Source organism: Micrococcus sp. HG099, assembly GCF_024723355.1.
In the GTDB taxonomy this organism is placed as follows: Bacteria; Actinomycetota; Actinomycetes; order Actinomycetales; family Micrococcaceae; genus Micrococcus; species Micrococcus endophyticus.
Genome location: NZ_JANQCJ010000063.1, coordinates 1 through 12,878 on the forward strand (window position 1 = coordinate 1; position 12,878 = coordinate 12,878).

Annotated in this window: 14 protein-coding genes; 3 read left to right on the plus strand and 11 right to left on the minus strand. The window is 73.5% G+C overall.

All coding sequences use genetic code 11. The features are described 5' to 3' along the window. The 8 genes from NWP10_RS06975 to NWP10_RS07010 form a co-directional block, all read right to left on the minus strand. Nucleotides 1–941 (minus strand): sensor histidine kinase (locus tag NWP10_RS06975; RefSeq protein WP_258300353.1); only part of this gene is annotated, 941 nt, incomplete at its 3' end. A 103-nt stretch (nt 942–1,044) separates the two neighbouring features. After that, a complete protein-coding gene (locus NWP10_RS06980; RefSeq protein ID WP_258300354.1) occupies nt 1,045–1,209 on the minus strand; it encodes a hypothetical protein in 165 nt (54 codons plus the stop codon). Continuing rightward, entirely contained in the window at nt 1,206–1,853 is a 648-nt protein-coding gene (locus tag NWP10_RS06985) for an ABC transporter ATP-binding protein (RefSeq protein ID WP_017488636.1), read from the minus strand. Before NWP10_RS06985 ends, NWP10_RS06980 begins: the two co-directional genes overlap by 4 nt. After that, nucleotides 1,846–2,409, minus strand: a complete 564-nt coding sequence (locus NWP10_RS06990) for a hypothetical protein (RefSeq protein WP_258300355.1) — start codon at nt 2,407–2,409, stop codon at nt 1,846–1,848. The genes NWP10_RS06985 and NWP10_RS06990 overlap by 8 nt, the downstream gene beginning before the upstream one ends. Before the next feature lie 41 nt (nt 2,410–2,450). Next, nucleotides 2,451–2,990 carry a stage II sporulation protein M gene (locus NWP10_RS06995; RefSeq protein WP_017488634.1) on the minus strand — a complete coding sequence of 180 codons (540 nt, stop codon included), beginning with the start codon at nt 2,988–2,990 and terminating at the stop codon, nt 2,451–2,453. Continuing rightward, a complete protein-coding gene (locus NWP10_RS07000; protein ID WP_159101877.1) occupies nt 2,975–4,678 on the minus strand; it encodes a hypothetical protein in 1,704 nt (567 codons plus the stop codon). Before NWP10_RS07000 ends, NWP10_RS06995 begins: the two co-directional genes overlap by 16 nt. 166 nt (nt 4,679–4,844) lie before the next feature. After that, nucleotides 4,845–5,177 (minus strand): uberolysin/carnocyclin family circular bacteriocin, encoded by a 333-nt coding sequence (locus NWP10_RS07005; RefSeq protein ID WP_258300356.1) that lies wholly within the window; start codon nt 5,175–5,177, stop codon nt 4,845–4,847. A 333-nt stretch (nt 5,178–5,510) separates the two neighbouring features. Beyond that, the gene (locus NWP10_RS07010; RefSeq protein WP_258300357.1) at nt 5,511–6,719 is read right to left on the minus strand and encodes a nitronate monooxygenase family protein; all 1,209 of its coding nucleotides are present in this window, start codon (nt 6,717–6,719) and stop codon (nt 5,511–5,513) included. A gap of 188 nt (nt 6,720–6,907) precedes the next feature. Between NWP10_RS07010 and NWP10_RS07015 the strand changes: the two genes are divergently transcribed. Beyond that, nucleotides 6,908–8,365, plus strand: a complete 1,458-nt coding sequence (locus NWP10_RS07015; protein WP_010079931.1) for an L-lactate permease — start codon at nt 6,908–6,910, stop codon at nt 8,363–8,365. 71 nt (nt 8,366–8,436) lie between these two features. On the opposite strand, the gene NWP10_RS07020 is transcribed toward NWP10_RS07015, so the two are convergent. Beyond that, nucleotides 8,437–9,630, minus strand: a complete 1,194-nt coding sequence (locus NWP10_RS07020; protein WP_258300358.1) for a sensor histidine kinase — start codon at nt 9,628–9,630, stop codon at nt 8,437–8,439. Nucleotides 9,631–9,838: 208 nt separating this feature from the next. Here NWP10_RS07020 and NWP10_RS07025 point away from each other — a divergent pair, with 208 nt between their 5' ends. Next, the gene (locus NWP10_RS07025) at nt 9,839–10,015 is read left to right on the plus strand and encodes a hypothetical protein (RefSeq protein ID WP_010079934.1); all 177 of its coding nucleotides are present in this window, start codon (nt 9,839–9,841) and stop codon (nt 10,013–10,015) included. Between the two features lie 207 nt (nt 10,016–10,222). Here the strand turns inward: NWP10_RS07025 and NWP10_RS07030 are convergent, their stop codons facing one another. Beyond that, a complete protein-coding gene (locus NWP10_RS07030) occupies nt 10,223–10,891 on the minus strand; it encodes a response regulator transcription factor (RefSeq protein ID WP_010079935.1) in 669 nt (222 codons plus the stop codon). 107 nt (nt 10,892–10,998) lie between these two features. On the opposite strand from NWP10_RS07030, the gene NWP10_RS07035 reads away from it, so the two are divergent. Continuing rightward, a complete protein-coding gene (locus NWP10_RS07035; RefSeq protein ID WP_258300359.1) occupies nt 10,999–11,709 on the plus strand; it encodes a histidine kinase dimerization/phosphoacceptor domain-containing protein in 711 nt (236 codons plus the stop codon). Nucleotides 11,710–11,824: 115 nt separating this feature from the next. Here NWP10_RS07035 and NWP10_RS07040 read toward each other — a convergent pair. Further along, the coding region (locus tag NWP10_RS07040; protein ID WP_258300360.1) for a hypothetical protein at nt 11,825–12,878 on the minus strand (1,054 nt) is incomplete at its 5' end.

Genomic DNA, 12,878 nt, shown 5'->3' on the forward strand with positions numbered 1-12,878 from the left:
CCGCTCGTCCCCGCACCGCTCGTCCCCGCGCCCGCCGCCCCCTCGTCGGCCGCGCCCGCCGCCGGGCCGGGGGCGCCGTCGTCGGGGGCGACGCCGGGCACCCCGGACACGGTCTCGCCGGTCTCGCGGAGCACCCCGAGGAGCTGGCGCATGTCCGCCAGGGCGGCCCGGCCGGTGAGGCCGATCGTGTCCAGCGTGGCCACGGCCAGCTCGGGCTTGGCGGCGGCGGCGTACCGGGCTCCGTCGGCCTGGGAGATGATCACCTGCAGCGAGTGGGCCACGATGTCGTGCATCTCGCGGGCGATGTGGTTGCGCTCGTCCGAGGCGGCGAGCCGGCGCTCCTGCAGCGCCATGGTCTCCAGGCGCCGGTTCCGGTCCTCGAGCGCGCGCACGGTGAGGCGGCGGTGGCGGACGACGTCGCCGAATGCCCACGCCGTGAGCACCACGGCCGCGCAGCCGAACACCATCACCAGCAGCGCCTCGAGGCTGGGGTCCACCGGCTCGTAGACGCCGTCCGGCCGCATCACGGGGTCCGGGAACAGCCCGACCCGGATGCCGTTGGCCACCCCGCCCAGCAGCGCCGCGACGAGCCCCGTGAAGGACGCCCAGCGCGGCGCGTTGGCGGCGAGGTTGTAGACGGTCATGGGCACGAGCACGAGGGCCAGGCTGAACTCCGGGCCCAAGACCAGGTGGGCCACGGCCGCGGCGGCGACGGCGGCGGCCGAGGCCACGGGCCGGACCCGGCGGAACGCCCACGGGGCGATGAGCGCGAGCGCGATCAGGATCGAGGCGACGATGCTGCCCGGCGTCGGGCCGGCGAGCGAGCCGAGCATGACCCACGGGGTCAGCCCGAGCACCCCGAACAGCAGCACCGAGACGAGGACGTCCGTGCGCACCGGGTGGGCGCGCATCCACTGGTCGATGCGGTGCAGGGGGTTCACGCGGGCCAGCCTAGGCGGCGGCCCGGGGCGGGGGCGTCAGCCCGCAGGATGACCCGCCCCGTGCTTTCGCTCGGGAAATCGTCGTTGCAACGACGTCGGCCGCCTAGGCCCGGGACCGCGTGCGGAAAAGCTGCCGGACCGGCAGCGTGAGCAGAGCCGCTCCGATGGCCAGGAGGGCGACGCCGACCGTGTGATCGAGGCCGATGATGAACACGGCCGTCACGATGGCGGCGGCGGAGAGGAGGGCTGCGAACCACGCGATCTTCACGAATGACCTCTGCTTTCGTTGGTGGGGGCGTCCAAGGAGAATCGGACCGGGTCGAGGGCCTCGACGATATCGCCGATGTGGCTGGTGAAGACAATGACGCGATCGCTCAGCAGCCGGCCCAGGTGCTCCATGGCCGCCGATCGGGCCTGGTGGTCCATGGCGGTGAACGGCTCGTCAAGGAGGAGCACATCGGTGTTCAGAGACGCGAGCAGGGCGTAGGCGAGCTTCTGCCGCATGCCCGACGAGTACTGGCTGATCCACAGCCCGCCGAGACGCAGCTCGAGCCGGTCGCAGAGCGCGACGACACGATGCCGGTACTCTTCTCGCTCGATTCCTTCGAGGCCCCACAGATCGGCCACCACTCCGATGTGCTCTCGCGCGGAGAGTTCGGCGTAGAGGGGCGGATCTGCGGGGATGTAGGTCGTCTGCTCTCTCGTCAGCGGACGCCCGTTCCAGAGGATCGAGCCGTGATGCGGAGTGCGGAGTCCTGCGAGGGCTTCGAGCAGTGTGGTCTTCCCTGCTCCGTTGGCCCCCCCGATCCAGAGTGCCTCGCCGGTGCGGGCGTCGAGATCTACATGGTCCAGCACGGGCACTCGGCTGCCCGGGTAGGTGAAGCTCAGGCCGGTGGCTCGCAGTTCAGCCACTGAGCCCTCCGAGGACCACGCTGAGGGCGGAGAATGCGACGAACAGGGACGCGACCACGCGCGCAGCCCACCGATTCGCGCCGGCCCACCGATGGAGCAGCAGGGCGTAGCTCGCGCCCAGCATCAGTGACCACACGCAGGCGAGTACCTGCACGAGAACGACCGGCGGAGTCGTCTCATGGACCATCCAGAGCAGCCCGAGGCTGGTGACGAGCACGTTCGTGCTGACTAGCCATGCGGTGGACACGAGCACGCGGGCGAAGGAGAAGTTCCTTCCAGCGACCGCGAGGAGCACTCCGACGACTGAACCGAAGATGATGCAGAGCAGGAGCATGATAGGAGCGACGAAGAGCATGGACAAAGCCCAGGTCAACATGAGGTCTGCGCCGAAGTCCACTGCCCCGAGGTCGCGCAAGGCGATGAGCAGGACCGCGACCAGGGCCGCCAACGCGGCCAGGATCCAAGCGGCCAGGGTGATGCCGAGCGGGTCTGCGAGGCGTGAACGGCTCCTCGGGGGTGCCGCAGCGGTGGCGACCGAGGGGTTGAGCAGCGACATGGAGGGACGATCCTTTCAGGCCGGGACGTGGGAGGACGAGTTCAGGACAGGGCGACGGTGCTCCACGAGGCCTCGATGAGGGCGGCCACGGCGATGAGCAGGAAGCCTCCAGCGGCGGTGACCGCCGCGGCCAGCGGGAGACGCGGGCCGATGGCTGAATGAAGAACGACGCGGCGCAGGAGGGCATGGACGAAGAGCACGCCCGCGCCTGCGCAGGCGACGAGGCCACCCACTTCGACGAAGGCATGTGGTGCGAGACCAGTCGCCACCGCGTCGAGACGCTGATCCACGACCAGGGCTCGCAGCAGCTGCCCGGTCAGGAACCCGTTCAACGCCAGGAGCGCTGCGCTGCCGAGTCCGTAGGTCAGGAATCCGATGACCATGAGGCTCCAGCCCAGCGCCCCGTTGTTCCGGGCGAAGGCCGTTGCCGTCGTGCGAGTGTCAGGAGGATCCAGGTCGGCAGTCGAGAACATCGGCTCGGCGGCGACGCCGACGAACAGGCCGAGGGCGAAGCCCATGGCCGGGATCGCCAGGGCTAGTGCGAGGATCGATGCAGCGCGTGTCTTCACCGTGTCTGCCACCCGTCGAGCCCGGCGTCCAGGGCCTTGTCCGCGAACCACGACGTCACGGCCGGAAGGGCGGCCACTGTCAAGACATGGCCGAGCATCGTCACCACGAGGACCGCGGTGAGGACTCCGCCGTGGACGAGACCCGGCATGAGGTAGGAGCCTGCCGCAACGAAGCTGGGTACCACCACGAGCGCGGTTCGGGGCCATGCCTGACCCTGGCTCTGGATCATCGCCGTGAGGCCCTCGTCCGCGAGTTCGGTCTCCCGGAGGGACCGCGTCTCGGCGAGAAGAAGCGGAGCCGTGTACCACTGCAACCGGGCGCCCGTCCACGCGGCCAACAGGACCGACAGGGCGGCGACGCCGGCCACCCAGGTGTGGAGGCCGTGGACGAGCGCGATGGCGAGGGCCGCTACGGCCAAGACTCCCGTCGGCACCCTCATATGCCGCTCGAGTGCGGCGATCCTGCGTTCGGCCAGCGTCGTCAGGGCACCCCGTGTGCGGGCTTGGAGCAGGAGCGGGACCACGGTTCGCTCATGCGCCAGCGAATGCAGGGGTGCGCTTTCGATCCGCAGGTCTGCGGCCAGGACGTGACCGACCATGATTGCCGCGGTCACGACGACAGCGACATGGACGGCCGTCGGGCGTTCGAGGCTCAGGAGAGCGTTCGTCGCACCCAGGAGCGCGAGCGCCTCGGAGGGAGGGAACACGGTCCGCCATGCGACGTGACCGGTGGCCCACGGGTGCGACTGCGCACGGCGGGCAGCGATCACGCCCGAGTTCGCCGCGTCAGGGAGGAACTGCCTGTCAACCCACCACCTCACGGACCTCGGCCACGGCAGTGGCACCGCGTCCGCTCTCGCGGAGAGCAGTGGCGGCGGCACGGCGATGATGCACCCGGCGGCCGCGACGACGAGGATGGAAACCAATACCAGGGGAATGAATCCCTGGATTGGCAGCTGAACAATGATGAAATCGACCGTCTTGAGCAGATCTTCGATGAGGGTTGTCGATGCCAGGTCCCAGCGCTCATTGTCCAGGAAGTCGTGGGGATGTTGAAAGATCGCCGAAAGCGTCCGCGCGGGGAACGTCACCAGTGCGGTCGTGATCAGGTGGCCGACGGCGAAGGCCGTGATCGTCCGCACCACGCGCTGGAGGAACAGGGCCGGGTGGAAGGGGTGTTCCGTCGTCCGATGGCTTTGCCGGAGGCGCAGCGCAACGCCACACACGTGGGCGGCCGTGTAGGTCGCCAGGGTTGCTGAGGCGGCCATGGCTCCGGTGAGGACGGCCGGGAGGATGTTCTGTGCACTCTCGGCGGCCAGGGCTCCCGTAGCGGTCGCCGACGTGAGCAGGAGTGCGGCCGGGAGCTGCCATGTCAGGGCCGCGGCCACCGAAATGCGTGCGAGGTCCGCTTCGGATGCGGGGGTGAGGCGTGCCAGTTCGGAGAAGGCGAAGTCGCCTGTCCGCCGCCAGTCTCCAACGCCGGAGAGCAGCCCAAGCAGCAGGGCGAGGGCCAGGCCGAGTGGGACAGACGGTAGGCCGAGGCCTGCGGCCCAGAGGCCGATTCCGATGCCGGCTCCCGCTCCTGCGAGGAGGCCGGGCAGGAAGAGCAGGGTCAGTGTGCGCGTCGGCCCCAAGCCGGGCATCGACGCGGTGGCCCAGCCGCGGGCCAGGGGGGATTCGACGCCCCAGCGGTCGAGCATGGCCGCCACGTGCGTGCGGGATTGGCGCCACCGGCGCACCAGGAGGACGGTGAAGATGGAGGGGGGGTGCTCCGATTCTGCTCGGCGCCAGGTCCGTCCAAGCGTTGTCGCGATGGACTTCTCCCTCGTTCGCGCCGTCACGGGGCACCTCCCTCCTGCTTCGGCGTCACCAGGCGATGACGGCCTTGCGACCCTTCTCCTCGATCTTCTTCCTCAGGTACTGGCGGATGGTCTCCTTGCCCGCAGCGGCGATCAGCGAGAGTCCGCCCGTGCCGAGGGCGGCGAGGATGCCGACGATGGTGGCGGCGGCGCCACCGGCTTCAGCGAGCCAGACGACCGTGCTGGCGACGCCGCCGGGGATGCCGAACTCCTTGGCCAGCTGGGCGAGGGGGAGCATCTCGAGCGAAAGCATCGCCACGACGGCCATGGCGGACGCGGCAAGTCCGGTAAGGATCATCTGGCGCACGGATGGGGCGGGGGATCGAGTTGCAGTGTTCATGGCTTCTCCTGAGTGATTGACGTCGACCCGGATGGGCGTCCGGATCGGCGATACCGGTGGTGACGCCCAGCGGTTTCCCTTGGGCGTCCGCATGGTCTCGCGTTCGCAGGCTATCCTCTCTGGTGCCGGGCGTTCCATTGGACTTTTGGACACTTCTGCCTGGACTTTTGGACACTTCTGCCGGCATGCATATGGCAGAGATCACACTCACCGATGAGGGGCGGGCCCGGGGACCGGACGGCACGTCGGCAGCCCCACTGTCCGGGTGAGTTCGCGCATCGAGGTGCCCGAGCGAAAGCGGGGATGGCGCGGGGTGGCCCGGCAGAGGCGCGGTCAGGGGGTCAGCGCCGCGAGCACCTCGGCCGCCGGCGCCTCCCGCGCGTCGTGCGCTCGGGTGCCGGCCCACAGGTGGACCCGCTCGAGGTCCCCGGCGGCCGCGGCGGCGGCGCGCAGCCCCGTGGTGAGGGCGTTCAGCTCGGGATAGGCGGCCGGCGCGTCCGGGTGGACGGCCGCGAACCTGGTGGCCAGCGTCCGCGCCCAGCGGCCCGTGTACGCGCGCGTGAGGGTGGTGGAGGCGGCGCCGTCGTCGTCGACGAACCCCTCTCCCGCCGCGCACCGCGCGATCCCGGCCCGGTGCGCGGCGGACGTGCCCGCCTCCGGGGTGAGCAGGAACGCGGTGCCCGCGGCCACGGCGTCCGCGCCCGCGGCGAGCAGCGCGTCCACGTGCCGGCCCTCGCTGACGCCGCCGGCCGCCACCACGGCCACCTGCGTCCCGACGACGGCGCGCACGGCCGCCAGCACCGCCGTCAGCTCGACGCGGGTCGGCTCCGCGGCGGGGTCCAGGGTGCCGCGGTGCCCGCCGGCCCGGTGGCCCTGCACCACGAGGAACGCGGCGCCGTGCGCGAGGGCGGACTGCGCCTCCTCGGCTTCGGTCACCGTGACGCCCGCGGGGATGCCGGCCGCGGCCAGACGCGCGAACACGGCCGGCTCGGGCAGCCCGAACGTGAAGGAGACCAGCGGCCAGGCCTGCTCCTCGGCCGCGTCGAGAATCGCGGCGAACTCCGTCCGCTCGCGCGCCGGGTCCGGAGTGACGTCGTCGGGAGAAGGCAGGGTCGGCGCACCGCCCGCACCTTCCGCCGCGGCCCCGCCGGCCGCCCGCTCGCCCTCCGCCGCGAGGCGCTCGCGGTACGCCGCCACGGCCGCCCGACGCTCGGCGCGGGCCCGCTCCGTCCGGGCGGCGGCCGGGATCGCGGTGTTCACGGCGTCCGGCACGAACAGGTTCACGCCCCAGCGCCGGGCCGCGTCGGACCCGTCCACGCTTCCGTCCCCGCCGCCCAGCAGCCCGCGCAGCGCGTCCACCTGCTCGCGCAACTGCGCGGCGGTCCGCATGCCGCCGGCGAGGAACCCGCCGCCTCCCGCCCCCACGACGGCGGCCACCAGCTCCGGCGTGCTCGGGCCGCCTGCCATCGGGGCGGCCAGCACGCGGGCCGGCGGGATGAGGCGGGCGCGGACGACGTCGTCGGGAAGCTGCGCGGCAGACATGGGGCCAGCGTAGAACGACCCGCCCCGTGCTTTCGCTCGGGAAATCGTCGCTACACCGGGGCGAAATCGGGCCGGTAGCGACGATTTCCCGAGCGAAAGCGGGGATGGGGGTGAGAAAAGACCCGACCCCCGGCCCGCGGCCTACACTTCCATTGGTCCCGTCCGTGGTCCGATCAGGGGGTGTGCCGGTGCAGGTCCTGCTCGCGCTCACCCCCATCCTGCTGACGCTCGCCCTGCTGCTCACCCGCCTGCCGGCGTGGGTGGCGCCGGCCGCGGGCGGCGTCCTCGCCGCCGCGCTGGCCCCCACGGTGTTCGGGGTGGACCCGGGCGTGCTGGCCGCCGAGGTGGGCCGGGGCGTGCCGACCGTCGTCGAGATCCTGGCGATCATCGCCGGCGGCATCACCCTGTCCCGCGTGATGGAGCACTCCGGCGCGCACGCCCGCCTGGCCCTGTGGCTCTCCGCCGGCAACGGCCCCACCCTCGCCACGGCCCTGCTGATGGTGCACGGGATCATCCCGTTCCTGGAGACGGTCACGGGGTTCGGCGTCTCGCTGATCGTGGGCGTGCCGCTGCTGCTCGGCCTCGGGTTCACGGCGTTCCGCTCGGCGCTGCTGGCGGTGCTCGCCCTGACCATCGGCCCGTGGGGGTCCATGGCGCCGGGCACCCTCATGGGCGCGCGGCTGTACGACCTGGACTTCCAGGCCGTCGGCGTCACCGCGGCGCTGTTCAACCTGCCCGCGTCCCTCGTGGCCGGCGCCGCCACCGTGCTCCTGCTGCGCGGCGCCCAGGGCATGCGCGGGGACGGCGAGCCGGCGCGCACCGTCCCGTGGCTCGCCGTGGGCCTGCTCTCCGGGGCGGCCCAGTGGGCGCTGATCCTGGGCGCCAACCTCTCGGTGGGCACCGCGCCGGCGGGCGCCGTCGGCACGTTCGTGCTCACCGTGGCCTGGCTGCTGGTGATCCGCCGCGGCCGGCTGACCCCCGGACCGGGCCGGGACGTGGTGCCGTACGTGACGCTCATGGCGGGCACCGTGCTCGGCACCACCGTGGAGGACGCGCTGGGGCTGACGGGGGTGCTCTCCGTCGTCGGGACGCCGGCCCTGTGGTCCTTCGTGGCCGTGGGCGCCGGGGTGGCGCTGCTGGGGCTCGGCCCGCACGCCCGACGCACGGTCCCCGGCGAGGCCGCGCGGTTGTGGGTGGGCACGGCCATCCCCAACGCCCTCTACGTGGCGTTCGGCCTGACGCTCTCCGCGGGCGGCGTCTCCCAGGCGCTCGCGGGCGCGCTCAGCGGGATGGGTCCGGCGTACCTGGCGGCGATCCCCGTGATCGGGGCATTCTCCGGGTTCGTCACCGCCTCCAACACCGGCGCGATGGCGCTCATGGGGCCCCTGCAGATGGACACCGGCGCGGCGCTGGGGGTGCCGCCCACGTGGACCAACGGCCTGCACAACGCGGCGGCGGGCTGGGGCATCATCGCCGGCCCGGCCCGCATCCAGGTGGCGCACGCGATGGCGGTGGGCGCCCAGACCCCCGAGATGCCCGGCTGGGCCGTGAGCCGCCGCGCCCTGCTCGCGGTGCTGCTGCCCGCGATGGTCGTGGGCATCGCGCTCATGTCCCTGCTCGGGCTCGCGGTGCTGCCGCGGGTCTGACGGACGACGACGGCGCGGCGGGTCTCGGGGCGGGCTGCGGTCCGCGGGGGGCGCACCGACGGCGCGGCGGGTCAGGCCTGCGCCGCCCGCTCCTGGGACGGGAGGGTCACGTCGAGCACCCACGAGCCGTCCACCGGGCCGTGGGTGATCCGCCCGCCCAGGATGCGCACGCGCTCGTCCATGCCGGCCAGCCCGTAGCCGGAGTGGGGCGCCGGCTCCTGCCGGCGGCGCGCCGGCAGCGGGCTGCGCACGAGGACGGAGGTCTCGCAGCCGTCGTGGCGGATCTCGACGTCGACGCGCCCGCCCGGCTCGGCGTGGCGCAGGACGTTGGTGCTCGCCTCCTGGACGATGCGCCGCAGCGTGTGGCGCAGGGAGTCGGGCACCTCGGCCTCGGCCTCGAGGCGGACGTGGACGTCGAAGCCGGCGGCCGTGAGCCGGTCGCGGTACTCGGCCACCAGCTCGCGGGCGGGCAGCGGCGGCTCCGCGTCCTCCGCGGGGCCCGGGCCCGGCGCGGAGCCGCGCAGCACGCCGAGCATGGTGCGCAGGTCCGTGAGCGACTGCCGGGCGGTGTCGGCGATCGCCTGCTCGACCTCCGTGCGCTGCGCGGGGGAGGTCACGGTGGGCAGCATGCCGGCCTGGAGGGCGATCACGGTCAGGCCGTGGCCCACCACGTCGTGCAGCTCGAGAGCCAGGCGGTGGCGCTCGTCGCGCTGGGCCTGCTCGAGCTGGATCTGGCGCTCCTCGGCCAGGCGCAGGGCGGAGTCGAAGCGGCCGGCCAGCCAGCGCAGGCCCAGGCCCGCGGCCACGCCGAGGGCGGCCGAGACCGCGAACGCGACCGCCGCGGCCGTGGAGAAGGAGCCGAGGACGGGACCGGCGATGACGAACCACGCGGCGAAGAGCCCTCCGGCGAGCAGCAGCAGGCCGCGCTGCGCGCTCAGTCCGAGCATGAGCGCGGCCCCGGCGAACACGATCGAGAGGGCCTCGTAGTCCCACCACCGCGCCCCGGCGGTGAAGGCGATCGCGTAGGCCATGACCCCGAGCGGGGCGTGCTGGGCGATCAGCCCGATCAGCAGGTACTCGCCGGCGAGCTGGGGGAGCGCCTCGGCGGCGGTCACACCGGTGCCGGAGAACGCGAGGACCACGTCGATCCCGAAGACGACGGCGAGGCTGATCCACACGATCAGCCGGATGCGCAGGCTGAGGCGGCGGGCGCCGAAGGGACCCCACACGGGGGAGTCGGGACGACCGATCGACACCGTCGCCATGGCCGTCCTCCCCCCCGTCTCCGCCCCGCCACGTCCGGCGGGCGCACCGCGACTCCCGTCCATCGGGACGGTGCCACTTTTGTCTTGAGGACGACTCTACCTCTGGATCATGCACAGGAGCCGAGCCGTCACGAAGATGGAACACGTCACGAGGAAGACGCCGGAGCAGCAGGCCCGGCGACTCGGACCCCGCACCTCAGGAGTCGCCATGAAGAAGCTCGTCACCGCCCTTGCCCTCACCGCTTCGCTCGCCGCCGCCGGGGCCGCTCCGGCCGCCGCGCAGGCGACTCCGGTCGAGGGGTTCCCGGTGACGGCGCCCGTGTCGGCCAAGGGCCAGGAGGGCGCGGACAACATCTGGTGCCTGATCCTCAATCGCTGCCGCTGAGCCCGCCGCGCCGCCCCGCTCCTCCGTCCGCCCGTCCTGCCTCGAGCAGGGCGGGCGTTCGTGCGTCCGGGGGCGTCGAAGAAGGTCGCGCCGAGCCGGCGCCGAGCCGAGCGGAAGTGAACCGACGTCGCGGCGAACCCGCCCGTCCGACGTCGAACTGGCATGGAGGCGAACCCGCCCGTCCGGCGTCGCGGGCCGCCGGGCCCGTCAGTCGTCGAAGGAGACGAGGCCGGCCCGGCTGGCGCGGATGAGCACCTGGACGCGGTCCCGGGCCTGCCACTTGTCCATGATCTTGCCGAGGTGGCTCTTGACGGTGGCCTCGGCGAGGAAGAGGGCCTGGGCGATCTCCGCGTTGGAGGAGCCCTTGGCCAGCTCGGTCACCACCTCGAGCTCGCGGGGGGTGAGCTCCTCGAGCTCGGTGAGCGCGTGCGCGGCGGCGGACTCCCGGCGCTCGCTCTGCTGGGTGACCGTCTCGATGAGCTCGCGGGCGACGCGCGGGGAGAAGACGGCGTCGCCGCGGTGCACCTGGCGCACCGCCTCGACCACCTCCTCCGGCGGAGCGTCCTTGACCAGGTAGCCCGAGGCCCCGGCGCGCAGGGCGGGCACCAGGTAGGCCTCGGAGCTGAACGTGGTGATCGCCAGCACCCGGACCTCGGGGGCCTCGGCCATGATGGCCGTGGTGGCCTCGATCCCGTCCATGCGGGGCATCTGCATGTCCATCAGCACCACGTCGGGGCGCAGGTCCTTGGCCATCTCGACGGCCTCGACGCCGTCGGCCGCGGTGCCGACCACCTCGAGGTCCTCCGCCGTGGACACGAAGTGCGCCAGGGCGGTGCGCATGAGCTGCTGGTCGTCTGCCACGAGCACTCGGATCATCTCTCCAGCGTAGGCGAGCACCCCGGGGACCGCGTGCGACTCAAGTCGGAGTCGCGCTCATCCCCACGGCCCTTCTTCCGCGGGCGCCCCTGGACCACGATGGTCCGATGACTGCATCCCAGCACCACCCCCGGGGTACCGGAGACGGACCCGGGCGCGCCCCCGGCGGCCGCGATCGCCGCCCGGGCGTCCCCAGCACGACGACGGCGGTGGAGCAGGAGCGGATCGCCGACGACCTCCACGCCGGGCTGGCCCAGAGCCTCACCACGCTGTCCATGCAGGCCGCGCTGCTGCCGATCCTGCCGGCCTCGCCCGAGCGGGCCGACGCCGAGCACCGGATCCGCGGCATGGCCGACCAGGCCCTCATCGACGTGCGCCGGCTGCTCACGGTGCTGCGCGGCACGGACCGCGTCGCCGTCGACCTGCCGTCCGGCTCCGGCCCGGGCGACCCCCTCGACCCCGCCGCCGTCGTGCCCGCGGGATGGGTGTGGGACGTCGCCGAGGAGGACCTCCACGCGCTCTCGCCGAGCATCCGGGTCGCCGTCCTGCGCCTCCTGGAGCTCTTCGCCTCCCTTGCCCGGGATCCGGAGCTGGCGGACGGCGTCGTGCGCCTGGGGCCCGCCGCGGACCGGGTGGCGCTGAGCCTCGTCGCCCGCCGCGCCCCCGACGCCGGCCCCCGGCCCCGCAGTGCCGGCGCGGCCGGCCTGCGTGGGCTGGAGGAGTCCCTGCGGACCCGGGTGGACGCCTACGGCGGCGAGTGCGCCGTCCGGGCGGACGCCGACCGGCTCCGCCTCGAGGTGCTGCTGCCCCGCCGCTGAGCGCACCGCCTCCGCACGCCGCGAGGGGCTCCGGACCGACCCCCAGGGGGACGGACCGGAGCCCCTCGGCTCGTGTCCGGACGGCTCGTGTCGGGACGGCTCAGGTCGGAACGGCTCAGGCGCGCAGCGGCACCGAGGAGTGGCGCACCATCGCCTGGAGCGCCTCCACGGCCTCCGGCGCGGCGACGAGCGCCATGGCCCGGCGGGGGGCGCCGGCGAAGTAGAACACCGTGGGCAGCCACGCGGTGCGCCGGCCCCGCGGGGTACGGGCGTGGTGCAAGTGGTGCGCCGAGATCCCGTGCAGGCGGGTGGCCCGGACGGCCGTGACCCGCTCGCCCACCGTGATCCGGCGGGTGAGGAACAGCCCCGCCGCGGGGTCGGCGTAGAGGCGCGCGGTGGCCACGGCGATGATCCCGGCCACGACGGCGGCGGCCGCGAGGCAGGCGCCGGCGGCGAGCGGCCACGGCCACCCCCACGTCTGCGCCGTGAGCACCCAGGTCCCCGCGAAGGCCGCCGCGAGGGCGAGAAGGGAGACCAGGTTGACGGCCTGCGTCGCCAGGCCGGTGGACAGACGGCGGTCCGTGCCGGCGAACTCGGGCAGGTGCTCGGCCACGATGGCCCGGGCCCGCTCCACCGGCATCGAGGGCAGCACGAGGTTGCCGCCCAGCTGGGCCGCGCTGTCCAGGGTGAGCACGGACAGCCGGGCCCGGCCCAGCAGCTGCTCGGCCGCGTTGCGGTGCCACACCACGCCCTGCACGGCGCCGGGGGTGATGACGCGCTCGTGCGTGGAGACCACCCCGTAGCGGATGCGCAGCCGGCCCTCCGGCGTCGCGAGCACCGTGAACCCGTGGAACTTCACCACGGTGGCGGCGAGCCCGACGACGACGGCCAGGGCCACGATCAGCAGCGCCGTCGGCCAGGAGCCGAGCCCGGAGAAGAGCAGGGACTCGAGGCGCTCGGTGAGGCCCAGCACGTCCGTCAGCTCCATGAGGCCGAACGCCACCGGCGGCACCAGCAGCAGCACCTGGCCGTAGACCAGGCTCAGCACGAGCAGGTCCGCGAGGGTGGTGCGGTGGACGACGGCGGCCGGGGCGGCGGCGTCGGCGGCGTCGGCCTGGCCCGTGGGGGCGCGGTCGGCCTGGTCGGCGGGGGCGGCCCCGGCGCGGTCC